Genomic DNA, 26,735 nt, shown 5'->3' with positions numbered 1-26,735 from the left:
GATGGTTCGGGGGCCTGCGTGAAACCATCAGACTCTAGCTTCTATGCTCCGGTTCGCCCAGTTACAACTTCTATACAGATACCCCGGCTCACCGCTGATCCCAAGTCGAGAAAGTTTTTGTGGCGAGGGGATTTAGCGAAACGTCGCACCGCCCCGTTCGGCTGCGCAGCAGTCGCAATCAGGCTGACGCGGTATGTCTGGTTAAATGAGGTCGCATGATTTGGGGCGGCTCCGCCACCCAGCGGGGATGAATCCCCTCGCCACAATTGGACTCAACTCGTTGAGGAGGCGGGTTCGGCGTAGACGATTTTTCTGGCCACGCCATGTGGTCGTTTGCCGCACTTTCGCCTCTCGAGGCCGTGGCTTGGTTATACTCCGTGCGATCCGCCTGGAGCGCTCATCAGGAGAGCTCATGCTCGCCCCCGTACAACTGACTTCCGCCACTCGCCAGAACCTCTGGCGGCTGACTTTCATTCGCACTTTGGTGCTCGCCGCGCAAGCCGGTTCCGTGGGCCTGGCCTACTGGCTGCAACTGTTGCCGTTGCCGTGGGTGCAACTGGCGATGACCCTCGGCTGCTCGATTCTGCTGTGTGTGTTCACTGCCGTGCGGCTGCGCACGTCGTGGCCGGTGACCGAACTCGAATACGCGCTGCAACTGGCCTGCGATCTGGTTATCCACAGCGCGCTGCTGTATTTCTCCGGCGGGTCGACCAACCCGTTCGTTTCGTATTATCTGGTGCCGCTGACCATTGCCGCCGTGACGCTGCCGTGGCGCTATTCGGTAATCCTGTCGGGCATCGCGCTGGCGCTGTATACGGTGATGCTCACGCGTTTCTATCCACTGGAGACCCTGCCGGTCGCCCGCGAGAATCTGCAGATCTACGGCATGTGGCTGAGCTTTGCGCTGGCCGCTGCGGTGATCACGTTCTTCGCTGCACGCATGGCCGAAGAGCTGCGTCGTCAGGAAGAATTACGCGCGATCCGTCGTGAAGAAGGCCTGCGCGATCAGCAGTTGCTCGCCGTCGCTACCCAGGCCGCTGGCGCCGCCCATGAACTCGGCACGCCGCTGGCGACCATGAGTGTATTGCTCAAGGAGATGCAGCAGGATCATCCCGACCCGATGTTGCAGGACGATCTGAAGGTGCTGCAGGATCAGGTCAAATTGTGCAAAGAGACCTTGCAGCAACTGGTCCGCGCCGCCGAGGCCAATCGTCGTCTGGCGGTCGAAATGCAGGACGTCACCCAATGGCTCGATGAAGCACTGAACCGCTGGCACCTGATGCGCCCGGAAGCCAGTTATCGCTTTCATCGCCTGGGCCAAGGCACGGTGCCGCGCATGGCGCCGCCGCCGGACCTGACTCAGGCGCTGCTGAATCTGCTGAACAATGCCGCCGACGCCTGCCCGGAAAACCTCAAGGTGACGCTGGACTGGGACGCCGAAAACGTGACCATCAGCATTCGTGACCACGGCGCCGGTGTACCGCTGGCCATCGCCGAGCAGATCGGCAAACCGTTTTTTACCACCAAGGGCAAAGGTTTCGGCCTGGGCCTGTTTTTGAGCAAGGCCAGCGTGACACGCGCCGGCGGCTCAGTGAAACTCTATAGTCATGAGGAAGGCGGCACGCTCACCGAGCTGCGCCTGCCCCACGGCGCCCGAGGAGACCAACATGAGTGACGAAATCCAAGTCGAAGGCGAAGAACTGCCGCATTTGCTGCTGGTCGACGACGACGCAACCTTTACCCGCGTCATGGCTCGTGCCATGGCCCGCCGTGGTTTTCGCGTCAGCACCGCCGGTTCCGCCGAGGAAGGCCTGACCATCGCCCAGGCTGATCTGCCGGACTACGCCGCGCTCGACCTGAAAATGGACGGCGACTCCGGCCTGGTGCTGCTGCCCAAGCTGCTGGAACTGGACCCGGAAATGCGCGTGGTGATCCTCACCGGTTATTCGAGCATTGCCACGGCGGTCGAAGCGATCAAGCGCGGTGCCTGCAACTACCTGTGCAAACCGGCCGACGCCGACGACGTATTGGCCGCGCTGCTTTCCGAGCACGCCGACCTCGACAGTCTGGTGCCGGAAAACCCGATGTCGGTCGACCGCTTGCAGTGGGAACACATCCAGCGCGTGCTCACCGAGCACGAAGGCAACATCTCCGCCACTGCCCGCGCCCTGGGCATGCATCGTCGCACTCTGCAGCGCAAACTGCAGAAGCGCCCGGTTCGTCGCTGAACCTGCGCTGAACGACTATCGCCAGCCCTCGCGATAAAACGCACCGATCTACTATGATCGGTGCGTGTCTGTTCTTTTCTATATCGAGCCTTATCCATGAATCAGAACGCTGAATATTCCGCGGTCAACGATGCTGTGCGCGGGCAGTTTTTTCGTAAGGTGTGGGCGATCATCACGCCTTATTGGCGCAGTGAAGAGAAGGGCAAGGCCTGGACGTTGCTGATTGCCGTAATCGCGCTCTCGCTGCTCAGCGTGGGCATCTCGGTGTGGTTCAACACTTGGTACAAGGATTTCTATAACGCTCTGCAGAAGAAGGATGAAGCGGCGTTCTGGCGCTTGATTCTGTATTTCTGCGGCATTGCGGCGGTGGCGATTGTCGGGGCGGTGTATCGGCTCTACCTGACCCAGATGCTGACGATTCGCTGGCGGGCCTGGCTCACCGAAAAGCATTTTTCCCGTTGGCTTGCCGACAAGAATTACTACCAGCTGGAGCAGGGCGGTTACACCGACAACCCGGATCAGCGGATTTCCGAAGACCTCAACAACTTCACCTCCAACACCCTTGAACTGGGCATTGGACTGCTTCGCAATATCGTCAGTCTGGTGTCGTTCTCGATCATTCTCTGGGGCGTGTCGGGGAGCATTGAAGTCTATGGCATCACCATTCCCGGCTACATGTTCTGGTGCGTGCTGGTTTACGCCGTGGTAGGCAGTTGGCTGACGCATTTGATCGGTCGTCGTTTGATCGGTCTGAACAACCAACAACAACGCTTCGAAGCCGACCTGCGTTTTTCCATGGTGCGGATTCGCGAGAATGCCGAAAGCATCGCGTTGTACAACGGTGAACCGAACGAAAATCGTCGCTTGAGCGCCCGTTTCGGCAATGTCTGGCACAACTTCTGGGACATCATGAAAGTGTCCAAACGCCTGACGTTCTTCACCGCCGGTTATAGCCAGGCCGCTATCATCTTCCCGTTCATTGTGGCCTCGCCGCGTTACCTCGCCGGCAAAATCGAGCTGGGTGAACTGATGCAGATCAGTTCGGCATTCGGCAATGTTCAAGAGAGCTTCAGCTGGTTTATCAGTGCGTATCAGAGCCTCGCTTCCTGGCGCGCCACTTGTGATCGTCTGCTGAGTTTCCGCCAGGCGATGACCGATAATGAAGAGCGCCCACCGGCCATCGATGTGCAAAATCAGGGCAGCGAATTGCAGGTACAAGACCTCGGGCTGGATCTGGCTGACGGTCGTCATCTGCTGACCAGTGCCGACATGACCGTTGAGCCCGGTGAGCGGTTGATGCTCAGCGGCCGCTCCGGCAGCGGCAAGTCGACGTTGCTACGGGCGATGGGACATTTGTGGCCGGCGGGGCATGGCAGTATTCGGCTGCCGACGGCGCGTTATCTGTTCCTGCCGCAAAAGCCGTATTTGCCGATCGGCACGCTGCGCGAGGCGCTGAGTTATCCACAGCCGGGTGACACCTATGCGCCGGAGCGTTACGAACAGGTTCTGCAAACCTGTCGTCTGCCGCATCTGGTCAAGCGCCTGGATGAAGCCAATCACTGGCAACGCATGCTCTCGCCGGGTGAGCAGCAACGACTGGCCTTCGCCCGTGCGCTGCTCTATGCACCGCACTGGTTGTATATGGACGAAGCCACGTCGGCGATGGATGAAGAAGACGAAGCGACGCTGTATCAGGCGCTGATCGATCAGTTGCCGGGCCTGAGCATCGTCAGTGTCGGCCACCGCAGCAGTTTGAAACGATTCCACCCACGGCATGTACGCATCGACAACGGCCACCTTGTCGAGCAAACCGTCACTGCCTGATCAGCCCATAACACTTGTAGGAGCAAAGCTTGCTCGCGAAGGCGACATATCAGCCAAAACATGGGCTGACTGACACGGCGCTTTCGCGAGCAAGCCCGGCTCCTGCAAAGGCAACGTGTGACGAGAAGTGATCGTACAACACGCTTGAGCTATGATGCCTTCAAGCCGAACTTTCGAGACAAGATGCAGACCATGGAAAACCTGATCGACACCCCGCGCCTCCCACGCAAGCGCCGCAGCCTGGCCCAGGAATTGGTTACGGTGCTCAGCGAGCAGATCCGCGACGGCTTGCTCAAGCGCGGCGACAAGTTGCCCACCGAGTCGGCGATCATGGAAGCCCATGGCGTCAGCCGTACCGTGGTGCGTGAAGCGATTTCCCGATTGCAAGCTGCCGGCCAGGTGGAAACCCGTCACGGCATCGGCACTTTTGTTCTCGACACGCCAAGCCCGAGTGGCTTCCGCATCGATCCGGCCACCGTCGTCACCCTGCGTGATGTGCTGGCGATTCTCGAATTGCGCATCAGTCTTGAAGTGGAATCCGCCGGCCTCGCCGCGCAGCGCCGCAGCCCCGAGCAACTGGCAACCATGCGCGCCGCCCTCGATGCCTTGAACGACAGTGTCGCCCACGCCAGCGATGCTGTGGCCTCGGACTTCGCCTTCCACCTGGAAATTGCGCTGTCCACCGGCAACCGCTATTTCACCGACATCATGACTCACCTCGGCACCAGTATTATTCCGCGCACGCGGCTTAATTCGGCGCGTCTGGCGCATGATGATCAGCAGCACTACATGCACCGCCTGAGCCGTGAGCACGAAGAAATCTACGAAGCGATTGCCCGTCAGGACAGTGATGCCGCCCGCGCGGCCATGCGACTGCACCTGACCAACAGCCGCGAGCGGTTGCGCCAGGCCCACGAAGAAGCACAAGCCCAGCGCGGCTAAGCGCTTCAGCACCAGCCCCCATCCTGCAAAGCGGCGGCACGCTACGATCTTCTGATCCAGTTTTAGTATCAGGTCAAAAGATCGCAGTGCGCCGCCGCTTTTGTATTCAGCTAGTCATGGCTGACTCCTCCGACATCCTTTCTCGTCCATAACCTTTCTGGCGTGTTATCGCGCCGCCGCTGATAGCCCCCTGCTGCAACGTTTTTCCGGCATACCTGGAATCGTGTCCGACAAAAAATCGCCCGCAACGATGAAATGCAGTTGACGGTTATTTTTTAAGTTGTACGATGACCTACAACTTCGGCGAAGGCTGAAACGGTCCAATCACAAAAAACGTTGCTACCAGGGTGTTCGAATAATGAATCCACAAGAACTGAAGTCCATCCTCTCTACCGGCCTGCTGTCTTTCCCGGTAACCGATTTCAACGCGCAGGGCGATTTCCATCGCGCCGGCTACATCAAACGTCTGGAATGGCTGGCGCCGTACGGTGCTTCGGCATTGTTCGCTGCGGGCGGCACCGGTGAGTTCTTCTCCCTCGCTGCCAGCGAATATTCGGAAATCATCAAGACTGCCGTCGACACCTGCGCGACCAGCGTGCCAATTCTCGCCGGCGTTGGCGGTTCGACTCGTCAAGCCATCGAATACGCTCAAGAAGCCGAGCGTCTGGGCGCCAAAGGTCTGTTGCTGCTGCCGCACTACCTGACCGAAGCCAGCCAGGATGGGGTTGCCGCCCACGTTGAAGCCGTGTGCAAATCGGTCAAGATCGGTGTGGTTGTCTACAACCGCAACGTTTGCCGCCTGACCGCGCCGCTGCTGGAACGTCTGGCCGAGCGCTGCCCGAACCTCATCGGTTACAAGGACGGCCTGGGCGATATCGAGTTGATGGTGTCGATCCGTCGCCGCCTCGGTGATCGCTTCACCTACCTCGGTGGTTTGCCGACCGCCGAAGTCTACGCCGCTGCTTACAAGGCACTGGGCGTGCCGGTTTATTCCTCGGCGGTGTTCAACTTCATTCCGAAAACCGCGATGGATTTCTACCACGCGATCGCTCGTGAAGATCACGCCACCGTCGGCAAGATCATCGATGACTTCTTCCTGCCGTACCTGGACATCCGCAACCGCAAGTCCGGTTACGCCGTGAGCATCGTCAAGGCAGGCGCCAAAATCGCCGGCTATGACGCTGGCCCGGTGCGGGCGCCGCTGACCGATCTGACTGGCGAAGAGTACGAAATGCTCGCCGCGCTGATCGACAAGCAAGGTGCGCAGTAACACCCGATAAAACCGAGGCCGCTGAGCAATCAGCGGCTTTTTGCGTAAAGGCTTTTAGTTTTGAGGGCTGCCCAGTGACAAATGCAAAGCGCTACGACAACTACATCAACGGTGAATGGGTTGCCGGTGCCGATTACTCGGCCAACATCAACCCGTCCGAGCTGAGCGATACCATCGGCGACTACGCCAAGGCTGACCTGACTCAGGTTCACGCTGCCATCGATGCTGCTCGCGCCGCATTCCCGGCCTGGTCGACTTCGGGTATTCAGGCCCGTCACGACTCGCTGGATAAAGTCGGTACGGAAATCCTCGCCCGTCGCGAAGAACTCGGCACCTTGCTGGCGCGGGAGGAGGGCAAGACCCTGCCTGAGGCCATCGGCGAAGTGACCCGCGCCGGTAACATCTTCAAGTTCTTCGCCGGTGAATGCCTGCGCCTGTCTGGCGATTACGTGCCGTCAGTGCGCCCGGGCGTCAACGTTGAAGTCACCCGCGAAGCGCTGGGTGTGGTCGGTCTGATCACGCCGTGGAACTTCCCGATCGCCATCCCTGCGTGGAAAATCGCCCCGGCTCTGGCCTACGGCAACTGCGTCGTGCTGAAACCGGCCGATCTGGTCCCGGGCTGCGCCTGGGCGCTGGCTGAAATCATCTCCCGCGCAGGCTTCCCGGCCGGCGTATTCAACCTGGTGATGGGCAGCGGTCGTGTGGTTGGCGACGCGCTTGTTCAGAGCCCGAAAGTCGATGGCATCAGCTTCACCGGCTCGGTCGGCGTTGGTCGGCAGATCGCCGTCAACTGCGTGTCGCGCCAGGCCAAAGTGCAGTTGGAAATGGGCGGCAAGAACCCGCAGATCATTCTCGACGACGCCGACCTCAAGCAAGCGGTCGAGCTGTCGGTACAGAGTGCGTTCTACTCCACTGGCCAGCGTTGCACCGCGTCGAGCCGCTTGATCGTTACCGCCGGGATTCACGACAGGTTCGTTGAAGCCATGGCCGAGCGCATGAAGTCGATCAAGGTCGGCCACGCGCTGAAATCCGGTACCGACATCGGTCCGGTGGTCTCGCAAGCGCAGCTTGAGCAGGACATGAAGTACATCGACATCGGCCAGTCCGAAGGTGCACGTCTGGTCAGCGGTGGCGGTCTGGTGACCTGCGACACCGAAGGCTACTTCCTCGCGCCGACGCTGTTTGCCGACAGCGAAGCGTCGATGCGCATCAGCCGTGAAGAGATCTTCGGCCCAGTCGCCAACATCGTTCGCGTGGCAGATTACGACGCGGCGCTGGCAATGGCCAACGACACCGAGTTCGGTCTGTCGGCGGGTATTGCGACGACTTCGCTGAAGTATGCCAACCACTTCAAGCGCCATTCCCAGGCCGGGATGGTGATGGTCAACCTGCCGACGGCTGGCGTGGATTACCACGTTCCGTTCGGTGGGCGTAAAGGTTCATCCTATGGATCCCGTGAGCAAGGCCGCTATGCGCAAGAGTTCTACACGGTCGTGAAGACCAGTTACATCGGTTCCTGATCCACGCAATACCTGTGGGAGCTGGCTTGCCAGCGATGCGGGCTACTCGGTATGTCAGTCGCACCGCATTGATGCTATCGCTGGCAAGCCAGCTCCCACAAAAGCCAGACCAAAGAAGATTCACCCGCGCATAAAAATAATCAGTGGGAGTACATCTACATGCAATCGTCCAAGCCTACTCACGTCCGCTATTTGATCTTGCTCATGCTGTTCCTGGTGACCACGATCAACTATGCCGACCGCGCGACCATCGCCATTGCCGGTTCCAGCCTGCAAAAAGACCTCGGTATCGACGCGGTCACCCTCGGTTATATCTTCTCCGCATTCGGTTGGGCCTACGTCGCCGGGCAAATTCCCGGTGGCTGGTTGCTCGATCGTTTCGGCTCGAAAAAAGTCTATGCGCTGAGTATTTTCACCTGGTCGCTGTTTACCGTGCTGCAAGGCTTTGTCGGTGAGTTCGGCATGTCCACGGCCATCGTTGCGCTGTTCATGCTGCGCTTTTTGGTGGGGCTGGCTGAAGCGCCATCTTTCCCCGGCAACGCCCGCATCGTCGCGGCCTGGTTTCCGACCGCTGAACGCGGCACCGCCTCGGCGATCTTCAACTCGGCGCAATACTTTGCCACGGTGTTGTTCGCACCGCTGATGGGCTGGATCGTCTACTCCTTCGGTTGGGAGCACGTGTTCATCGTCATGGGCGTGTTCGGCATCGTCTTTTCAGGCATCTGGCTGAAGGTTATCCACAGCCCGCGCCAACACCCGATGGCCAACGAAGCGGAAGTGCAGTTCATTGCCGACAACGGCGGCATGGTCGACATGGACGTCAAGCAAGGCAAAAAGGCTGACGGCCCGAAGTGGGATTACATCCGTCAATTGCTGACCAATCGCATGATGCTCGGCGTTTATCTGGGCCAGTACTGCATCAACGGCATCACTTACTTCTTCCTGACCTGGTTCCCGGTGTATCTGGTGCAAGAGCGTGGCATGACCATTCTCAAGGCCGGTTTCATCGCGTCCTTGCCGGCGATCTGCGGTTTCATCGGCGGCGTGCTGGGCGGAGTGATTTCCGATTACCTGCTGCGCAAGGGCCATTCACTGACCTTCGCCCGCAAAGCGCCGATCATCGCTGGTCTGCTGGTGTCGAGCAGTATCGTTGCCTGCAACTATGTTGACGTAGAGTGGATGGTCGTCGGCTTCATGGCTTTGGCCTTCTTCGGCAAAGGCGTTGGCGCATTGGGCTGGGCGGTGGTCTCCGACACCTCGCCGAAACAGATCGCCGGTCTGAGCGGTGGCCTGTTCAACACCTTCGGCAACATCGCGTCGATCACCACGCCAATCGTGATCGGCTACATCATCAGTTCCACCGGTTCGTTCAAATGGGCACTGGTGTTTGTCGGTGCCAACGCACTGGTCGCGGTGTTCAGCTATCTGGTCATCGTTGGCCCGATCAAACGTGTGGTACTCAAAGAGCCGCCAACCAACAGCGGTACTGAAGCCACCGGTAAATTGTCTCAAGCGCATTCCTGAGGAGCGGCGTCATGCAGTTGATTGAACATTCCGACTCGCCGCGCTACATCCGCCTGCACGAGCGGGACAACGTAGTGGTTGTGGTCAATGACCAGGGTGTACCGGCCGGTACTGAATTCCCCGATGGCCTGGTCACGGTGGATTTCGTGCCGCAGAGCCACAAGGTCACTCTGGAAGACATTCCCGAGGGCGGCCAGGTGATTCGCTACGGGCAAATCATTGGCTACGCGTTGCAGCCGATCCCCCGTGGCAGTTGGGTCAAGGAAGATCAACTGCGCATGCCCACCGCGCCGCCGCTGGACAGCTTGCCGCTGTCCACCGAGGTGCCGGACGCGCAAACACCGCTGGAAGGCTTCACCTTCGAGGGTTATCGCAACGCCGACGGCACCGTCGGCACGCGGAACATTCTCGGGATCACCACCACGGTGCAGTGCGTCACCGGCGTACTCGATCACGCGGTGAAACGGATCAAGGACGAGTTGCTGCCGAAGTACCCGCACGTCGATGACGTGGTGGCACTGACCCACAGTTACGGCTGCGGCGTGGCCATTACCGCCACCGACGCCTACATCCCGATTCGCACCGTGCGCAATCTGGCGCGCAACCCGAACCTCGGTGGTGAGGCGCTGGTGATCAGTCTGGGCTGCGAGAAATTGCAGGCCGGGCAGGTGATGCATGAGGATGATGCGTCGGTTGATCTCAGCGATCCATGGCTGTATCGCTTGCAGGATTCCAGTCACGGTTTCACCGAGATGATCGAGCAGATCATGCAACTGGCCGAAGTCCGCCTGAAGAAACTCGACCAGCGCCGCCGCGAAACCGTGCCGGCGTCCGAGCTGATCCTCGGCATGCAGTGCGGCGGCAGCGATGCCTTCTCCGGCATCACCGCCAACCCGGCGCTGGGTTATGCCTCGGACTTGTTGTTGCGCGCGGGGGCGACGGTGATGTTTTCCGAAGTCACCGAAGTGCGCGATGCGATTTATCTGCTGACTTCCCGCGCCGAGACCAAGACCGTGGCCGAGGAGCTGGTGCGCGAGATGGACTGGTACGACCGTTACCTGGCCAAGGGCGAGGCGGATCGCAGCGCCAACACCACGCCGGGCAACAAGAAGGGCGGGCTGTCGAACATTGTCGAGAAATCGCTGGGTTCGATCGTCAAATCCGGCAGCAGCGCGATCAATGGCGTGCTTGGCCCGGGGGAGCGCTTCAAGCAGAAAGGTTTGATTTTCTGCGCAACGCCGGCGAGTGATTTTGTTTGCGGCACGTTGCAGTTGGCGGCGGGGATGAACCTGCACGTGTTCACCACCGGGCGCGGCACACCGTACGGTTTGGCGATGGCGCCAGTGGTGAAGGTCTCGACGCGTACGGAGCTGGCGCAGCGTTGGCCGGATCTGATCGATATTGACGCCGGACGAATTGCCACTGGGCGGGCGACCATCGAGGAATTGGGTTGGGAGTTGTTTCACTACTATCTGGATGTTGCCAGCGGCAAACAGCAGACGTGGGCGGAGAAGCACAAGTTGCATAACGACATTACGTTGTTCAACCCAGCGCCGATTACTTGATGCGTGATCTGCTTGGCCCTCACCCCAGCCCTCTCCCAGAGGGCGAGGGGGCCGACCGAGTTGTCCAGCGCAATACATCGACCTGAAATACCGCGTTGATTATGGACTCGACAAGCCGTTCTGGATTCAGAGGTGCCCTTTCAGGTCGGTGGAATTATTGAATATCCCGCGATCGGTCCCCTCTCCCTCGGGGAGAGGGCTAGGGTGAGGGGCTTTTGCTTTATCATTGCCCCCTAACGACGCTCACCCAAGGCTCCCCCGGCATGCTGGCAATTTTCCTCGAAACCCTGAACATCACCGCGCCGGTGTTTGCCATGCTGTTTCTCGGTGTGCTGCTCAAGCGCATCGACTGGATCAACGACAACTTCATCCATACCGCCTCGTCACTGGTGTTCAACGTCACGATGCCGGCGCTGCTGTTCCTCGGCATTCTGCACGCCGACCTGCACGCTGCACTGCAACCGGCGCTGCTGATCTACTTTTCCCTCGCCACGCTGGTGAGTTTTGCCCTGGCCTGGGGCTGGGCGATTTTCAAATGCCCGCGCGAAGACCGCGGCATCTATACCCAAGGCGCATTTCGCGGCAATAACGGCGTGATCGGTCTGGCACTCGCCGCGAGCATGTACGGCGATTACGGGATTTCCCTCGGGGCGATTCTCGCGGCGCTGGTGATCCTGTTTTACAACACGCTGTCGACCATCGTGCTGGCGGTGTACAGCCCGGTGATCAAGTCTGATCCGTGGAGCATCTGCAAAAGCGTGTTCAGCAACCCGTTGATCATCAGCGTGATTGCGGCGGCGCCGTTTGCTTATTTCAAGATCGGTTTGCCGGGATGGCTGGAAACCTCAGGTCAGTATCTGGCGCAGACCACGCTGCCGCTGGCGCTGATCTGCATCGGCGGCACTCTGTCACTGGCGGCGTTGCGCAAGAGCGGCAGCATGGCGCTGAGTTCGAGTCTGGTGAAGATGATCGGTTTGCCGCTGTTGGCGACGCTCGGCGCCTGGCTGTGGGGCTTTCGCGGGGCGGAGTTGGGGATTCTGTTTCTGTACTTCGGCAGTCCGACGGCGGCGGCAAGTTTCGTCATGGCCCGTGCGGCGCAGGGCAATCATGAGTTGGCGGCGGCGATTATTGTGCTGACCACGCTGATGGCGGCGATTACCACCAATATCGGCATCTTCGTTTTGCAGTGGGGTGGGTGGATCTAGCCTGAAGCTTGGTTGTTCTTTCGCGCCTCTTCGCGAGCAGGCTCGCTCCCACAGTTGAAACGCATTTCAATGTGGGAGCGAGCCTGCTCGCGAAAGCTATTTCAGCCTCTCTGAATTACTCGGGCTTCTGATAGGTGTCGATCACTTCCTGCGCCGCCCGAAACGCATCAATCGCTGCCGGCACACCGGCATACACCGCGCAATGCAGCAGCGCCTCGCGAATCTCGTCCACCGTGCAGCCGTTGTTCAGTGCACCGCGCACGTGGCCTTTCAGCTCTTGCGGGCACTTCAACGCAGTGAGCGCCGCGAGGGTGATGAGGCTACGGGTTTTCAACGGCAGACCTTCGCGATTCCACACACCGCCCCAGGCGTGTTCATTGACGAAATCCTGCAGCGGTTGAGTGAACTCGGTGGCGTTGCCCAACGCCCGATCAACAAACGCATCGCCCATTACCTGGCGGCGGACTTCAACCCCGGACTGCTTCGATTCGGTCATGGTTTATCACTCTTGTGGTGTTGGCGGCGCCAGGCGCGGATCGACGTGAACAGCAGAAACGTCAGCAGCGTCGGCAGAACGTAAAACAGCATCAGGCGCTCAAGCTTGCCGGCCAGGGGCATGCCGGTGGTGAACGACACCACGTGCAGCCCGTAAGCCAGATACAAACCCAGCAGCAGCAAACCCTCGGCGCGGGTCACGCGGTAGCCGGAATAGAACACCGGCAGGCACAGCGCGGCGACGCCGAGCATTACCGGCAGGTCAAAATCCAGCGCATTTGGCGATACCGATAGCGGCGTCGGCGCGATCAGTGCGGTGACACCCAGCACGCCGAGCAAGTTGAACAGGTTGGCACCGATCACGTTGCCTACCGCAATGTCCCGTTGCCCACGCAGTGCGGCGATCAGCGAGGTTGCCAGTTCCGGCAGTGACGTCCCGACGGCGACCACGGTCAGGCCGATCACCCGTTCAGAGAAGCCCAGATCCGTGGCCACCACCACGGCGGCGCCCAGCAGCAGATGCCCGGCGAAGACCAGCATCGCCAGCCCGGCAATGATCATCAGCGAGCTGCCGATCCAGGAGGTCGGCGCGGCTTCAGTCTGTTCCGCATGCGGTCGCGTCGAGTGCCGCGACTGGCGCAGCAGCAACCCGAGGTAGAGGGCCAGCGCGCAGAGCAAAATAATGCCGTCGAGACGGCCGATTTCTTCGTTCCACGCCAACACAAACACCAGCAGGCTGGCGCCGATCATCAACGGAATGTCGAGGCGCACCAGTTGCCGCGACACGCGCAGCGGAATGATCAGCGCCGACAGGCCTAGGGTCACGAGGATGTTGAAGATGCTGCTGCCGAGCACGCTGCCGACGGCGATGTCGGGGTTGTGCGCCAGCGCCGCTTGCACGCTGACCGCCATCTGCGGGGCACTGCTGCCGAGGGCAACAATGGTCAGGCCGATGATCAGCGGGCGCACGTGCAAACGTTCAGCCAGACGCACCGCTGCGCGCACCATCAACTCGGCACCGAAGATCAGCAGGCACAGGCCAGCGAGCAGTTCGATCACGCTGATCAGCGGTAAATCGGTCAGTCCGAAAATGGTTGGCGCTCCATCAGTCGTCGAGGGCTTGCACGCGAACCCGCGCGGTACCGCTGCCGAGCATACCGAGTTGTTCGGCGGCTTCGCGTGAAACATCGATCAAGCGCCCACGGGTGTGCGGCCCACGGTCGTTGATGCGCACCACGCAGGACTTATCGTTTTTCAGGTTGGTGACCTTCACCCGCGTACCGAACGGCAGTTGGCGGTGGGCGGCAGTCAGGGAATTCTGGTTGAACGGCTCGCCACTGGCGGTGCGTTTACCGTGGTGTTTGGCTCCGTAGTAGGAGGCGACGCCGCTCTGGTCGTAACCGTGCGGGTCGATGATGTCGGTGCTGGCGCAACCGGCCAGCAACGAGAGCAGGGCGCAGCTGATGAACAAACGCTTCATTCAAAGGTTTCCCGAAACTAGTGCAGGCGTGAGCTTTTGTGGCGAGGAGATTTATCCCCGTTGGGCAGCGAAGCGGCCCCAGATGCCGAGCTTGATTTACACCCGATAAACCGAGCTCTCAGATTTTGGGACTGCTGCGCAGCCCAACGGGGATAAATCCCCTCGCCACAGATCACTCCTGCAGGAGACGGAGCCAGTCCTTGGGACTGGCCCCATTTTCATCAGCCTTCGAGCTTGCTTTTCAGCAGTTCGTTCACTTGCTGCGGGTTGGCTTTGCCTTTCGAAGCTTTCATCGCCTGGCCGACGAAGAAGCCGAACATCTTGCCGCGCTTGGCTTCGTCTGCCGCGCGGTATTGTTCAACTTGCTCGGCGTTGGCCGCGAGCATTTCGTCGAGTACCGCCGAGATCGCACCGCTGTCGGTAACCTGCTTCAGGCCGCGCTTTTCGATGATCTCGTCTGCGCTGCCTTCGCCGTTGGCCATCGCTTCGAACACCACTTTGGCAATCTTGCCGGAGATGGTGTTGTCCTTGATGCGCAGCAGCATGCCGCCCAGCAGTTCGGCGGAAACCGGCGACTCGTCGATGTCCAGGCCTTGCTTGTTGAGCAGGCTGCCCAACTCGACCATCACCCAGTTCGCCGCCAATTTGGCGTCACCACCGATGGCGGCGACTTTTTCGAAGTAGTCCGCTTGCTCACGGCTGGTGGCCAGCACGTTGGCGTCGTAGACCGACAGGCCGAATTGCTCCTGGAAGCGCTCGCGTTTCTGCGGTGGCAGTTCCGGCAGGGTGGCACGCACCTCACCGAGGAACGATTCTTCGATGACCACTGGCAGCAAGTCCGGATCGGGGAAGTAACGGTAGTCGTTGGCTTCCTCTTTCGAACGCATCGGACGGGTTTCGTCCTTGTTCGGATCGTACAGGCGGGTCTGCTGAATGACCTTGCCGCCGTCTTCGATCAGCTCGATCTGACGCTGGATTTCGGAGTTGATCGCCTTCTCGATGAAACGGAACGAGTTGACGTTCTTGATCTCGCAGCGCGTGCCGAACTCGACCTGGCCTTTCGGACGGATCGATACGTTGCAGTCGCAACGCAGCGAGCCTTCGGCCATGTTGCCGTCGCAGATGCCCAGATAACGCACCAGAGCGTGGATCGCCTTGACGTAAGCCACGGCTTCCTTGGCGCTGCGCATGTCCGGCTCGGAAACGATTTCCAGCAGCGGCGTGCCGGCACGGTTCAGGTCGATGCCGGTGGCACCGTTGAATTCTTCGTGCAGGCTCTTGCCGGCGTCTTCTTCCAGGTGCGCGCGGGTAATGCCGACGCGTTTGACCGTGCCGTCTTCCAGGGCGATGTCCAGGTGGCCCTTGCCGACGATCGGCAATTCCATCTGGCTGATCTGGTAGCCCTTCGGCAGATCCGGGTAGAAGTAGTTTTTACGGGCGAACACGTTGTGCTGACCGATCTCGGCGTCAATCGCCAGACCGAACATCACCGCCATACGCACGGCTTCCTGGTTCAGCACCGGCAGAACGCCAGGCATGCCCAGGTCGATCAGGCTGGCCTGGGTGTTCGGCTCGGAGCCGAATGTGGTGGAACTACCGGAAAAGATTTTCGACCGGGTAGTGAGCTGAGTGTGAATCTCCAGCCCGATCACGACTTCCCATTGCATGTGTGTCTCCTAGCCTTTTGCTGGGGATTTTGAAACGTCGCGAGCGAAGGTAAGGCAAGGCGAAAACTGGCGAGTAAGCGGAGTTGACGTTAGTCAATGAGCATTACGAGCCAGTTTTCAACGCAGCATTACCGAGCGCAGCAGTTTCAAAACCCCTGCGGGGTGCGGGTGTGCCAGTCAGTGTTCAACTGATACTGGTGGGCAACGTTCAACAGGCGACCTTCCTGGAAATACGGCGCGAGCAACTGCACGCCAACCGGCAGACCGTCGACAAAACCGGCCGGCATCGACAGGCCCGGCAGGCCCGCGAGGTTGGCGGTGATGGTGTAGACGTCTTCCAGATAGGCGGCGACCGGGTCGCTGTTCTTGGCGCCAAGTTTCCAGGCCGGGTTCGGCGTGGTTGGGCCGAGGATGATGTCGACCTCATTAAAGGCAGCCATGAAGTCGTTCTTCACCAGACGACGAATCTTCTGCGCTTTCAGGTAGTAGGCGTCGTAGTAACCGGCGGACAGCGCGTAGGCACCGACCATGATCCGGCGCTGGACTTCCGGGCCGAAGCCTTCGCCACGCGAGCGCTTGTACAGGTCGATCAGGTTTTGCGGGTTCTCGCAGCGGTGGCCGAAACGCACGCCGTCGAAACGCGACAGGTTGGAAGACGCTTCTGCCGGGGCGATCACGTAATACGCAGGAATCGCGTGCTGCATGTTCGGCAGGCTGATTTCCTTGATCACGGCACCGAGCTTCTGCAGCTCTTTAATGCTGTTCTGGATCAGCTCGGCAATGCGCGGATCGAGACCGGCGCTGAAGTATTCCTTCGGCACGCCGATGCGCAGGCCTTGCAGCGATTCGTTGAGGCTGGCGGAGTAATCCGGCACCGGCTCATCGATGCTGGTGGAGTCGTTCTGATCGAAGCCGGCCATACCCTGCAACATAATTGCGCAGTCTTCGGCAGTGCGCGCCAACGGGCCGCCCTGATCGAGGCTGGAGGCGTAAGCGATCATGCCCCAGCGCGAAACACGACCGTAGGTCGGTTTCAGGCCGGTGAGGTTGGTGAACGCCGCCGGTTGGCGGATCGAACCGCCCGTGTCGGTGGCAGTCGCCGCCGGCAACAGACGCGCGGCAACTGCCGCTGCCGAACCACCGGACGAACCGCCTGGTACGTGTTCCAGGTTCCACGGGTTTTTCACCGCGCCGTACCAGCTCGACTCGTTGGCCGAACCCATGGCGAATTCGTCCATGTTGGTCTTGCCCAGGGTCACGGCACCGGCCGCAGCCAGTTTCGCGACCACGGTGGCGTCGTAGGGTGCCTTGAAGTTGTCGAGCATCTTCGAGCCGCAGCTGGTGCGGATGCCCTGGGTGCAGAACAGGTCTTTGTGAGCGATCGGCGCACCGAGCAGCGCGCCGCTCTCACCGTTGGCGCGGCGTACGTCGGCGGCTTTCGCCTGCTCGATGGCCAGCTCTTCGGTGAGGCTGATGAAACTGTTGAGCTGTGGATCGAGCTGGGTGATACGCGCCAGCAGGACTTTGGTCAGCTCTTCGGAGGAAAACTTTTTATCGGCGAGACCGCGGGCGATCTCGGCCAGAGTCATTTGATGCATTGCAGGCTCTTTCCCTTTAGTCGATGACTTTCGGAACCAGATACAGGCCGTTTTCGACCGCTGGTGCGATGGACTGATAGGCCTCGCGATGATTGGTCTCGGTCACGATGTCGGCGCGCAGGCGCTGACTGGCTTCCAGCGGGTGGGCCAGAGGCTCGATTCCGTCGGTATTAACAGCCTGCATTTCGTCGACCAGACCGAGAATGCTGTTGAGAGCGGAAGTAATGTGTGGAAGATCGGCATCATTGAGGCCAAGGCAGGCCAGATGAGCGATTTTTTCCACGTCGGAGCGTTCTAGCGCCATCGGGATTCTCCTGTGGAAAACAGAACGGACGGCGTCCGTGTGTTAGATTGTCGGAACACTACCGCACTTCTACGGTCATAAGGCCGCGATTGTGGGGCTTGGTGCACAGAAAAGCGGCCAATTTAACATATTGGCGCCTTGCCCAAAATCCCTGTCGTTGTTAGAGTTTGCCGCACTTTTTTACCCACGCGTTGCCTAGGGTCCCTTTCCCATGTTCAAGAAACTGCGTGGCATGTTTTCCAGCGATCTTTCCATTGACCTGGGCACTGCCAACACCCTTATTTACGTGCGCGAGCGCGGTATCGTCCTGAATGAGCCATCGGTTGTGGCCATTCGGACACACGGTAACCAGAAAAGTGTCGTTGCTGTCGGCACCGAGGCCAAGCGCATGCTCGGCCGTACACCGGGCAACATTGCTGCCATTCGTCCGATGAAGGACGGCGTGATCGCCGACTTCAGCGTCTGCGAAAAGATGCTGCAATACTTTATTAACAAGGTTCACGAAAACAGTTTTCTGCAGCCTAGCCCTCGTGTGCTGATCTGCGTTCCGTGCAAATCCACTCAGGTTGAGCGTCGCGCCATCCGTGAATCGGCCCTTGGTGCCGGTGCGCGTGAAGTGTTCCTGATCGAAGAGCCAATGGCGGCTGCGATCGGTGCCGGCCTGCCGGTAGAAGAAGCGCGCGGCTCGATGGTCGTGGATATCGGTGGTGGTACTACCGAAATCGCGCTGATCTCCCTGAACGGTGTGGTCTATGCCGAATCCGTGCGTGTTGGCGGCGACCGCTTCGACGAAGCGATCATCACTTACGTGCGTCGTAACTACGGCAGCCTGATCGGTGAATCCACCGCTGAGCGCATCAAGCAGGAAATCGGCACGGCCTACCCGGGCGGCGAAGTTCGCGAAGTCGACGTTCGCGGTCGCAACCTGGCCGAAGGCGTTCCACGCGCATTCACCCTGAACTCCAACGAAGTGCTGGAAGCTCTGCAAGAGTCCCTGGCCACTATCGTTCAGGCCGTGAAAAGCGCGCTGGAGCAATCGCCGCCGGAACTGGCTTCCGACATCGCCGAGCGTGGCCTGGTCCTGACTGGTGGTGGCGCGCTGCTGCGTGACCTCGACAAGTTGCTGGCCCAGGAAACCGGTCTGCCGGTGATCGTTGCCGAAGATCCGCTGACCTGTGTTGCTCGCGGCGGTGGCCGTGCATTGGAAATGATGGATAAACACACCATGGACCTGCTCTCCAGCGAATAACTCGTTGGGTGCATAACGTGGGTGAGCGCGCAGGCAGCACTTTGCAGTGCTGCCTGTTGGCGTTTATCTTCTGTCAGTCTTCATCCAGGCCGGTTTGATGCCGTATGAATAAACAGAACATTTGCCTGGGAGGAGCGGCTTATTAAACCGCTTTTCGCCAAAGGCCCTTCGTTGGGTGTGCGCCTGTTGGTGCTGGCCGTGCTGTCGGTCGCGCTGATGGTGGTCGATGCCCGCTTCGACCTGCTCAAACCCGCGCGCAAACAAGCGTCGCTGGTGTTGATGGACGCCTACTGGATCACCGACCTGCCCGGACGGCTGTGGGAAGGGATCGCCAGTCAGTTCGGCAGCCGCACCGAGCTTGTCGCCGAAAACGAAAAACTCAAGACCGAAAACCTGCTGTTGCAGGGTCGCATGCAGAAGCTTGCCGCCCTCACCGAGCAGAACGTTCGGCTGCGCGAGTTGCTCAATTCCTCCGCGCTGGTAAACGAAAAGGTCGAAGTGGCCGAGTTGATCGGCATGGACCCCAACCCTTTCACCCATCGCATCATCATCAATAAAGGTGAGCGCGACGGCGTGGTGCTGGGTCAGCCGGTGCTCGATGCGCGCGGCTTGATGGGGCAGGTGGTCGAGTTGATGCCGTACACCTCGCGTGTATTGTTGCTGACCGACACCACACACAGCATTCCTGTTCAGGTGAACCGTAATGGTCTGCGGGCCATTGCCAGCGGCACCGGCAATCCGGAGCGCCTGGAACTGCGTCATGTGGCGGATACCGCCGACATCAAGGAAGGCGATCTGCTCGTCAGCTCGGGCCTCGGTCAGCGTTTTCCGGCCGGTTATCCGGTGGCCACGGTCAAGGAAGTGATCCACGATTCCGGTCAGCCCTTCGCCATCGTCCGTGCCGTGCCGACTGCCGCATTGAACCGCAGCCGTTACCTGCTGCTGGTGTTCAGCGACAACCGCACCGCTGAAGAGCGCGTCAACGATGCCGCGCAAGCACAGGAAAATCTTGATGCCTTTGGCGGCGGCCCGGTGATTCCGGCGACCGTGCCGAAGACCGTGACCCCGCCTCCTGCAGCCGCTGCTGCGACGCCCGCTACTCCCGCGGCTCCTGCCGCTGCCGCCAGTGCCACGCCAGCCAAACCGCCAGCGAGCAAACCGCCCGCTGCGGCCAAGCCTCCAGCGGCCAGTAAACCTCCAGCGGCCCAGCCTGCAGCGCGGCCGGCGGCGAAACCGCCGGTCACTGCGCCTGCCACCACCGGGAGACAAGAATAATGGTTGGAGCGACTGCCTCGCGTAACGGCTGGATGGTCTGGCTGACATTCGCCATTGGCCTGCTGCTCAGCGTTTCGCCGTTGCCGCAATTCATGGAAATCCTGCGTCCGCTGTGGCTGGCGCTGCTCCTGACATTTTGGGCGCTGTACATGCCGCACACGGTTGGCATGGTCACGGCGTTTTGCCTGGGGCTGGCGGAGGACGTGCTGTACGGCACGCTGCTTGGCCAGAACGCCTTGATTCTGACGTTGATCACCTTCCTTGTGCTGTCGTTGCAACAACGTCTGCGGATGTTCCCGATGTGGCAACAGTGTCTGGTGATCCTGGTGATCTTCGGCCTCGCGCAACTTGTGCAATTGTGGCTCAGCGCCCTGACCGGCAACCGTCAGCCGACGCTGGCGCTGGTGCTTCCGGCACTGGTCAGTGCCTTGCTCTGGCCGTGGGTCAGCTTCGCTTTGCGTGGATTGCGCCGACGCTACAAAATCAATTGAGCCGGTGAAGCAAGGCACTGAACAGGGAGATGTTTTGATGAAGCCGCTTTACCTCGCCTCCGGATCGCCGCGTCGACGTGAATTGCTCACGCAGATCGGCATTCCATTCGCCGCCATCAGCGCGGACATCGATGAAACCCCGTTATCCGCAGAATCGCCCTCGGCCTACGTTGAACGCCTCGCGCGTGGCAAGGCCGAGGCCGGACGGCGCGCGGTCGTGTCCGATCAACCGTTCTGTGTGCTGGGTGCCGATACCGCCGTGGTGCTCGACGGCAAAATTCTCGGCAAACCAGTGGACGAAGCCGATGCATGCGCCATGCTGATGGTGTTGTCCGGCAAGGAACATGAAGTGCTGACCGCCATCGCCCTGCTTGAAGGCGACCGCTGCGAATCACGGGTGGTGCGCAGTCTGGTGCGATTCCGGCCGATCAGCCGTGAAGAAGCGGCAGCCTACTGGGCCAGCGGCGAACCCCGGGACAAGGCCGGCGGCTACGGCATTCAGGGCCTCGGCGCGGTGTTTGTCGCGGGGCTCAATGGCAGCTATTCGGCGGTCGTCGGGCTGCCTGTTTGCGAAACCGCAGAACTGTTGGGCCATTTCGGCATACCCTGTTGGCAAAACCTGAACGCGCAATGAGCGTCGTACGAATCAAGATGCGGCCATTATCGTGAACATGCCTGAACGAGATCCTGCCATGAGTGAAGAGATTCTGATCAACATCACGCCGATGGAATCGCGCGTGGCGGTGGTCGAAAACGGTGTGCTGCAAGAAGTGCACGTCGAGCGCACACAAAAACGCGGGATCGTCGGCAACATCTATAAAGGCAAGATCGTCCGTGTGCTGCCGGGGATGCAGGCGGCGTTCGTTGACATCGGCCTGGACCGCGCAGCGTTCATTCATGCCTCGGAAATCTCCCTGCGTGAAGGCCCGGCGGTGGAAAGCATCAGCGCGCTGGTGCACGAGGGCCAGAGTCTGGTGGTGCAAGTCACCAAAGACCCGATCGGCTCCAAGGGAGCGCGGCTGACCACGCAGTTATCGATTCCGTCGCGCTATCTGGTGTACATGCCACGCACCGCCCACGTCGGCATTTCCCTGAAAATCGAAGACGAAGCCGAGCGTGAACGACTCAAGCAAGTGGTCAGCGATTGCGTGGCCAAAGAAGGCATCAAAGAGGCTGGCGGCTTTATTCTGCGTACCGCCGCCGAAGGGGCCGGCGCCGATGAAATCCTCATGGACATTCGCTACCTGCGACGTCTGTGGGACCAGATCAACGAACAGATCAAAACCATCGGTGCACCGAGTGTGATCTACGAAGATCTTGGCCTGGCGTTGCGCACATTGCGCGACCTGGTCAGCCCGAAAATTGAAAAAATCCGCATCGACTCGCGGGAAACCTTCCAGAAAACCACGCAGTTCGTCGCCGAACTGATGCCGGAAATTGCCGATCGTCTGGAACATTACCCGGGTGAACGGCCTATTTTCGACCTGTACGGCGTTGAAGACGAAATCCAGAAAGCCCTTGAGCGCAAAGTACCGCTGAAATCCGGTGGTTATCTGGTGGTCGATCCGGCGGAAGCCATGACCACCATCGACGTCAACACGGGCGCTTTCGTCGGTCATCGCAATCTCGAAGAAACCATCTTCAAGACCAATCTCGAAGCGGCCACGGCGATTGCCCGTCAACTGCGCCTGCGTAATCTCGGCGGCATCATCATCATCGACTTCATCGACATGGAAGATGAAGAGCATCAGCGCCAAGTGCTGCGGACCCTGGAAAAACAGCTGGAACGCGATCACGCCAAGACCAACATCATCGGCATCACCGAGTTGGGCCTGGTGCAGATGACCCGCAAACGCACCCGCGAAAGTCTTGAGCAAGTGCTGTGCGAGCCGTGCAGCAGTTGCCAGGGGCGCGGCAAACTGAAAACCCCGGAAACCATCTGTTACGAGATTTTCCGGGAGATTCTCCGCGAAGCCCGCGCCTATCAGGCCGAGGGTTATCGGGTGTTGGCGAACCAGAAAGTGGTTGATCGCTTGCTCGATGAAGAATCCGGTAACGTCGCCGAGCTTGAAGGCTTTATCGGCCGCACCATACGCTTCCAGGTGGAAACCATGTATTCCCAGGAACAATATGACGTGGTGTTGCTCTGATCCCCTGCGTCACACTTTTTCCACCGCGGCTGGCCTCAGCTTTTCGCAGTTTTTTTGCCATGGGAGCCAACTGACATGGAACGTCTGACACGCATTTTGGGCGCACTCACCCGTTGGGGACTGGGCCTGTGCGCGTTGGTTCTGGTGTTGATGGCGTTGTACGTCAGTCTCGGCCGCGAACTGACACCGCTGGTCGCCGAATACCGCACCGAAATTGAAGACAAGGCCAGTGCTGCCCTCGGTATGCCGTTGCAGATCGGCGAACTGGAAGGCAATTGGAGCGGTTTCGCGCCGATCCTGCTGGCTCATGACGTGATGGTTGGCGACGGCGCGAATGCCTTGCGTCTGGATCGCGTGCGGGCAGTGCCGGATCTATGGGCCAGTCTGTTGGCCCGTGAAGTGCGTATTGCCCACCTCGAGCTCAATGGTCTGAAGATCAGCCTCAAGGAAGGCGAAGACGGCAGTTGGTCGCTGGAAGGTCTACCGGTGCAGAAGGATCAACCGTTCGATCCGGAGCAACTGTTCAATCGCTCGCAAATGATTCAACAGCTGTCGGTGCTCGACAGTCAGGTGACCTTGCAGCCACTGGATCACGCGCCTCTCACGCTGACTTATGTCGGCCTCAATCTGAAGACCGGTGCCAGCCGCCAGCGTCTCGATGCGCGTCTGACCCTGCCCGACGGCCAGCCGGTCGCCTTGACCCTGCGCACACGCATGCGTCCGAGCCAATGGCAGGACAGTGCAGTTGAAGGCTATGCCAGCTTGCCGCAAAGCGATTGGGCGAAATGGCTGCCCGAGCGTCTGACACGGCAGTGGAATTTCTCCGAGATCAAGGCCGGTGGCGAGCTCTGGGTCAACTGGGCCGAGGGCACTCTGCAAAGTGCTGCGGTTCGTGTGAACGCGCCGCAACTGACCGGTGCTTACGCGGATCGCAAACCGATCCAGATCAACAATCTGGCGCTGAACGCCTACTACCAGAACCGTGCCGAAGGGGCGACCGTCACCCTCGATTCGCTGGCGATGAATTTTGGCGAAAACCGTTGGGAGTCGCATATCCAATTGCAACAGACTCGTGCCACCGACAAGGTTGACGAGCTCTGGCACATGCAGGCCGATCGCCTCGACCTGACCCCGATCACACCACTACTCAATGCGCTGGGGCCGTTGCCGCAAGGTTTCGCCACGGCGGTCGATCATCTGAAAGTCACCGGTGGGCTGCGCAATGTGCTGCTGGATTTCCGTCCCGGCGCCACTGACGGCAGCAAATTCGGCTTCGCCGCCAATCTGGATCAGGTCGGTTTCGACGCTTATCACGGCGCGCCGGCCGCACGAAATGTCAGTGGCAGCCTGAGCGGCAACCTCGACGGCGGCGAATTGCGCATGGACAGCAAGGATTTTGTCCTGCACCTCGACCCGATTTTCGCCAAGCCATGGCAATACCTTCAGGCCAACGCGCGCTTGACCTGGAAGCTCGATAAAGACGGTTTTACCCTGATTGCGCCGTACCTGAAAGTGCTGGGCGAAGAGGGCAAGATTGCCGGCGACTTCCTGATTCGCCTGCATTTCGACCACAGCCAGGAAGACTACATGGACTTGCGGGTCGGCCTGGTCGATGGTGATGGTCGCTACACCGCCAAGTACCTGCCGCAAGTACTGAGCCCGGCGCTCGATGAATGGCTGCGCACGGCGATCCTCAAAGGGGCCGTCGATCAGGGCTTCTTTCAGTATCAGGGTTCGCTGAGCAAAAATGCCGGGGAAGCCGACCGCAGCATCAGCCTGTTCTTCAAGGTGCATGATGCCGAACTGGCGTTCCAGCCAGGTTGGCCGCATGTCAGCAAAGTCAGCGGTGATGTCTTTATTGAAGACAGCGGCGTGCGGATTCTGGCCAGCAAGGGGCAGCTGCTCGACACTCAGGTCAGCGATGTTTTCGTCAATATTCCCCATGTGGCCGCCGGCCAACATACGCATATGTTCCTCGACGGTGCCTTTGCCGGTGGCTTGGGTGATGGGCTGAAGATCCTTCAGGATGCGCCGATTGGTACCGGTGAAACTTTCGCCGGTTGGGAAGGCGCGGGTGACCTGCAGGGCAAGCTGAAGCTCGACATCCCGCTGGACAAGGGCGGTGATCAGCCGAAAATCCTCGTCGATTTCAAAACCGCCAACGCGCGGCTGAAACTGGCTGAGCCGAAGCTCGAGCTGACTCAACTGAAGGGTGATTTCCGCTTTGACAGCGCCAAGGGGCTCAGCGGCCAGAACATCACGGCGCGGGCGTTCGACAAACCGGTCACGGCACAGATTTTTGCCGATGGCAGCCCTGGCAAACCGAAAACCCGGGTTGCTGCGTCGGGTCAGGTCGAGGTCAAGAAACTCTCCGATTGGCTCGGCGTGACTCAACCGTTGCCGGTGTCGGGGACGATTCCTTACCAGCTGCAATTGAATCTGGACGGTGCTGACAGTCAATTGATGGTCAGTTCCAGCATGAAAGGAGTAGCGGTGGATCTGCCGGCTCCGTTCGGCATGGCGGCAGAGGTCGGTCGCGACACCGTATTCCGCATGACCCTGCAAGGGCAGGAGCGTCGTTACTGGGTCAACTACGACCAGTTGGCCAATTTCACCTTCGCGGCGCCGCCGAGCAACTTTGCCGACGGTCGCGGCGAATTGTTCCTCGGTGCCGGCGAAGCGGTGCTGCCGGGCGCCAAAGGCCTGCGCATTCGCGGTGTGCTGTCGGAGCTGGACGTGGCGCCGTGGCAGGATCTGGTCAACAAGTACGCCGGGCAGGATCCGGGCGGCAGCGCCAACAAATTGCTCAGCAGCGCCGACTTCAAGGTCGGCAAGCTGACCGCGTTCGGCACCACGCTGGATCAAGCTTCGGTTCAGGTCAACCGTAAGCCGGGGGCGTGGGCACTGGCCCTCGACAGTCAGCAGGCCAAAGGTACGGCCAGCCTGCCGGACGCCAAGGGTTTGCCGATTGCGGTCAATCTGCAGTATGTGAAACTGCCGGCGCCGGACCCGACGGTGCAGGCTGACGAGAACGCTCCGGACCCATTGGCTTCGGTCGATCCGACGAAAATCCCGGCACTGGATATCACCATCAATCAATTGTTCCTCGGCGCGGATCTGGTCGGTGGCTGGTCGCTGAAAGTGCGTCCGACCGCCAAAGGCATCGCCCTGAACAATCTCGACATGGGCCTCAAAGGCATTCTGTTGCAGGGCAACGGCGGTTGGGAAGGTGCGCCGGGTGCCACCAATAGCTGGTTCAAGGGCCGCATCAGCGGCAAAAACCTTGCCGATGTGCTCAAGGGCTGGGGCTTTGCCCCGAGTGTAACCAGCGAAGAATTTCACATGGATGTTGACGGCCGCTGGCCGGGCTCGCCGGCATGGCTGGCGACCAAGCGTTTCTCCGGCACACTTGATGCGTCACTGAACAAGGGCCAGTTTGTCGAAGTGGAGGGCGGTGCACAGGCGTTGCGCGTGTTTGGTCTGCTCAACTTCAACTCGATTGGCCGTCGCCTGCGCCTGGATTTCTCCGACCTGTTCGGCAAGGGCTTGAGCTACGACCGGGTCAAAGGTCTGCTGGTGGCGACCAACGGTGTTTACGATACGAAAGAACCTATTCGCCTGACCGGGCCGTCGAGCAATATTGAACTCAATGGCAAGCTGGATCTGGTGGCTGAACAGGTCGACGCCAAGTTGTTGGTGACGCTGCCGGTGACCAATAATCTGCCGATTGCTGCGTTGCTCGTCGGGGCACCGGCGGTCGGCGGTGCCCTGTTCCTGATCGACAAGCTGATCGGTGATCGCGTGGCGCGCTTTGCCAGTGTCAAATACACCGTCAAAGGCCCATGGAAAGAACCGAAAATCACCTTCGACAAACCTTTTTGAGTAGCATGATCCTATCCCCTATGTAGGAGCTGCCGCAGGCTGCGATCTTTGATCTGGTTTTTGAAA

At 59.9% G+C, this 26,735-nt stretch carries 20 protein-coding genes and 1 pseudogene; 15 read left to right on the top strand and 6 right to left on the bottom strand.

Annotation, left to right across the window (positions count from 1 at the left end; all coding sequences use genetic code 11):
• The first annotated feature begins 412 nt into the window (after positions 1 to 412).
• The 9 genes and pseudogenes from JFT81_RS15630 (at position 413) to JFT81_RS15590 (ending at position 12,078) form a co-directional block, all read left to right on the top strand.
• A complete protein-coding gene (locus JFT81_RS15630) occupies positions 413 to 1,675 on the top strand; it encodes an ATP-binding protein (protein ID WP_201227988.1) in 1,263 nt (420 codons plus the stop codon).
• Entirely contained in the window at positions 1,668 to 2,228 is a 561-nt protein-coding gene (locus tag JFT81_RS15625; protein WP_003221630.1) for a response regulator transcription factor, read from the top strand. Before JFT81_RS15630 ends, JFT81_RS15625 begins: the two co-directional genes overlap by 8 nt.
• 96 nt (positions 2,229 to 2,324) lie before the next feature.
• The gene (locus JFT81_RS15620; protein WP_201227987.1) at positions 2,325 to 4,052 is read left to right on the top strand and encodes an ABC transporter ATP-binding protein/permease; all 1,728 of its coding nucleotides are present in this window, start codon (positions 2,325 to 2,327) and stop codon (positions 4,050 to 4,052) included.
• Between the two features lie 192 nt (positions 4,053 to 4,244).
• Positions 4,245 to 4,994 (top strand): FadR/GntR family transcriptional regulator, encoded by a 750-nt coding sequence (locus JFT81_RS15615; protein ID WP_201227986.1) that lies wholly within the window; start codon positions 4,245 to 4,247, stop codon positions 4,992 to 4,994.
• Between the two features lie 358 nt (positions 4,995 to 5,352).
• Positions 5,353 to 6,264: a 5-dehydro-4-deoxyglucarate dehydratase gene (gene kdgD / locus JFT81_RS15610; RefSeq protein ID WP_201227985.1), complete on the top strand. Its 912-nt coding sequence runs from the start codon at positions 5,353 to 5,355 to the stop codon at positions 6,262 to 6,264.
• A gap of 74 nt (positions 6,265 to 6,338) precedes the next feature.
• Positions 6,339 to 7,784 carry an aldehyde dehydrogenase family protein gene (locus JFT81_RS15605; RefSeq protein ID WP_201227984.1) on the top strand — a complete coding sequence of 482 codons (1,446 nt, stop codon included), beginning with the start codon at positions 6,339 to 6,341 and terminating at the stop codon, positions 7,782 to 7,784.
• Positions 7,785 to 7,910: 126 nt separating this feature from the next.
• Positions 7,911 to 9,308, top strand: a pseudogene (locus tag JFT81_RS15600) (MFS transporter); the annotation flags it as partial.
• 11 nt (positions 9,309 to 9,319) lie between these two features.
• Entirely contained in the window at positions 9,320 to 10,873 is a 1,554-nt protein-coding gene (garD, locus tag JFT81_RS15595) for a galactarate dehydratase (protein ID WP_201227982.1), read from the top strand.
• 263 nt (positions 10,874 to 11,136) lie between these two features.
• Positions 11,137 to 12,078: an AEC family transporter gene (locus tag JFT81_RS15590; protein ID WP_201227981.1), complete on the top strand. Its 942-nt coding sequence runs from the start codon at positions 11,137 to 11,139 to the stop codon at positions 12,076 to 12,078.
• 115 nt (positions 12,079 to 12,193) lie between these two features.
• Here JFT81_RS15590 and JFT81_RS15585 read toward each other — a convergent pair whose 3' ends face one another.
• The 6 genes from JFT81_RS15585 to gatC form a co-directional block, all read right to left on the bottom strand.
• Positions 12,194 to 12,574 (bottom strand): carboxymuconolactone decarboxylase family protein, encoded by a 381-nt coding sequence (locus tag JFT81_RS15585; protein WP_064119346.1) that lies wholly within the window; start codon positions 12,572 to 12,574, stop codon positions 12,194 to 12,196.
• Positions 12,571 to 13,632 (bottom strand): calcium/sodium antiporter, encoded by a 1,062-nt coding sequence (locus JFT81_RS15580; protein WP_201227980.1) that lies wholly within the window; start codon positions 13,630 to 13,632, stop codon positions 12,571 to 12,573. Before JFT81_RS15580 ends, JFT81_RS15585 begins: the two co-directional genes overlap by 4 nt.
• A 46-nt stretch (positions 13,633 to 13,678) precedes the next feature.
• On the bottom strand, positions 13,679 to 14,053 hold the full coding sequence (locus tag JFT81_RS15575; RefSeq protein WP_201227979.1) for a septal ring lytic transglycosylase RlpA family protein: 375 nt from the start codon (positions 14,051 to 14,053) through the stop codon (positions 13,679 to 13,681).
• A 221-nt stretch (positions 14,054 to 14,274) separates the two neighbouring features.
• Positions 14,275 to 15,720 (bottom strand): Asp-tRNA(Asn)/Glu-tRNA(Gln) amidotransferase subunit GatB, encoded by a 1,446-nt coding sequence (gene gatB / locus JFT81_RS15570; protein ID WP_201227978.1) that lies wholly within the window; start codon positions 15,718 to 15,720, stop codon positions 14,275 to 14,277.
• 146 nt (positions 15,721 to 15,866) lie between these two features.
• The gene (gatA, locus tag JFT81_RS15565) at positions 15,867 to 17,318 is read right to left on the bottom strand and encodes an Asp-tRNA(Asn)/Glu-tRNA(Gln) amidotransferase subunit GatA (protein ID WP_201227977.1); all 1,452 of its coding nucleotides are present in this window, start codon (positions 17,316 to 17,318) and stop codon (positions 15,867 to 15,869) included.
• 16 nt (positions 17,319 to 17,334) lie between these two features.
• Complete coding sequence (gene gatC, locus JFT81_RS15560; RefSeq protein WP_150769385.1) at positions 17,335 to 17,622, bottom strand: Asp-tRNA(Asn)/Glu-tRNA(Gln) amidotransferase subunit GatC; 288 nt, start codon at positions 17,620 to 17,622, stop codon at positions 17,335 to 17,337.
• Between the two features lie 211 nt (positions 17,623 to 17,833).
• Between gatC and mreB the strand changes: the two genes are divergently transcribed.
• The 6 genes from mreB to JFT81_RS15530 all read left to right on the top strand — a co-directional run bounded on the left by mreB (position 17,834) and on the right by JFT81_RS15530 (position 26,669).
• Complete coding sequence (mreB, locus tag JFT81_RS15555) at positions 17,834 to 18,871, top strand: rod shape-determining protein MreB (protein WP_002555108.1); 1,038 nt, start codon at positions 17,834 to 17,836, stop codon at positions 18,869 to 18,871.
• 141 nt (positions 18,872 to 19,012) lie between these two features.
• Positions 19,013 to 20,146 (top strand): rod shape-determining protein MreC, encoded by a 1,134-nt coding sequence (gene mreC, locus JFT81_RS15550; RefSeq protein WP_201228107.1) that lies wholly within the window; start codon positions 19,013 to 19,015, stop codon positions 20,144 to 20,146.
• Positions 20,146 to 20,637: a rod shape-determining protein MreD gene (gene mreD, locus JFT81_RS15545; RefSeq protein ID WP_008085408.1), complete on the top strand. Its 492-nt coding sequence runs from the start codon at positions 20,146 to 20,148 to the stop codon at positions 20,635 to 20,637. Before mreC ends, mreD begins: the two co-directional genes overlap by 1 nt.
• Positions 20,638 to 20,674: 37 nt before the next feature.
• Complete coding sequence (locus JFT81_RS15540; RefSeq protein WP_201227976.1) at positions 20,675 to 21,271, top strand: Maf family protein; 597 nt, start codon at positions 20,675 to 20,677, stop codon at positions 21,269 to 21,271.
• Positions 21,272 to 21,329: 58 nt separating this feature from the next.
• Entirely contained in the window at positions 21,330 to 22,787 is a 1,458-nt protein-coding gene (gene rng / locus JFT81_RS15535) for a ribonuclease G (protein ID WP_201227975.1), read from the top strand.
• Between the two features lie 75 nt (positions 22,788 to 22,862).
• The gene (locus JFT81_RS15530; RefSeq protein WP_201227974.1) at positions 22,863 to 26,669 is read left to right on the top strand and encodes a YhdP family protein; all 3,807 of its coding nucleotides are present in this window, start codon (positions 22,863 to 22,865) and stop codon (positions 26,667 to 26,669) included.
• Positions 26,670 to 26,735 lie beyond the last annotated feature (66 nt).

The organism is Pseudomonas sp. TH43 (assembly GCF_016650635.1).
Classification (GTDB): Bacteria; Pseudomonadota; Gammaproteobacteria; order Pseudomonadales; family Pseudomonadaceae; genus Aquipseudomonas.
The sequence above is the reverse complement of the archived record's forward strand: the minus strand, read 5'-3'. Positions and strand labels throughout refer to the sequence as shown.

Coding starts and splice junctions, on each gene's coding strand:
- JFT81_RS15630 (WP_201227988.1), top strand. CDS start 413: ATGCTCGCCCCCGTACAACTGACTTCCGCCACTCGCCAGAACCTCTGG.
- JFT81_RS15625 (WP_003221630.1), top strand. CDS start 1,668: ATGAGTGACGAAATCCAAGTCGAAGGCGAAGAACTGCCGCATTTGCTG.
- JFT81_RS15620 (WP_201227987.1), top strand. CDS start 2,325: ATGAATCAGAACGCTGAATATTCCGCGGTCAACGATGCTGTGCGCGGG.
- JFT81_RS15615 (WP_201227986.1), top strand. CDS start 4,245: ATGGAAAACCTGATCGACACCCCGCGCCTCCCACGCAAGCGCCGCAGC.
- kdgD (WP_201227985.1), top strand. CDS start 5,353: ATGAATCCACAAGAACTGAAGTCCATCCTCTCTACCGGCCTGCTGTCT.
- garD (WP_201227982.1), top strand. CDS start 9,320: ATGCAGTTGATTGAACATTCCGACTCGCCGCGCTACATCCGCCTGCAC.
- JFT81_RS15590 (WP_201227981.1), top strand. CDS start 11,137: ATGCTGGCAATTTTCCTCGAAACCCTGAACATCACCGCGCCGGTGTTT.
- JFT81_RS15585 (WP_064119346.1), bottom strand. CDS start 12,574: ATGACCGAATCGAAGCAGTCCGGGGTTGAAGTCCGCCGCCAGGTAATG.
- JFT81_RS15575 (WP_201227979.1), bottom strand. CDS start 14,053: ATGAAGCGTTTGTTCATCAGCTGCGCCCTGCTCTCGTTGCTGGCCGGT.
- gatB (WP_201227978.1), bottom strand. CDS start 15,720: ATGCAATGGGAAGTCGTGATCGGGCTGGAGATTCACACTCAGCTCACT.
- gatA (WP_201227977.1), bottom strand. CDS start 17,318: ATGCATCAAATGACTCTGGCCGAGATCGCCCGCGGTCTCGCCGATAAA.
- gatC (WP_150769385.1), bottom strand. CDS start 17,622: ATGGCGCTAGAACGCTCCGACGTGGAAAAAATCGCTCATCTGGCCTGC.
- mreB (WP_002555108.1), top strand. CDS start 17,834: ATGTTCAAGAAACTGCGTGGCATGTTTTCCAGCGATCTTTCCATTGAC.
- mreD (WP_008085408.1), top strand. CDS start 20,146: ATGGTTGGAGCGACTGCCTCGCGTAACGGCTGGATGGTCTGGCTGACA.
- JFT81_RS15540 (WP_201227976.1), top strand. CDS start 20,675: ATGAAGCCGCTTTACCTCGCCTCCGGATCGCCGCGTCGACGTGAATTG.
- rng (WP_201227975.1), top strand. CDS start 21,330: ATGAGTGAAGAGATTCTGATCAACATCACGCCGATGGAATCGCGCGTG.
- JFT81_RS15530 (WP_201227974.1), top strand. CDS start 22,863: ATGGAACGTCTGACACGCATTTTGGGCGCACTCACCCGTTGGGGACTG.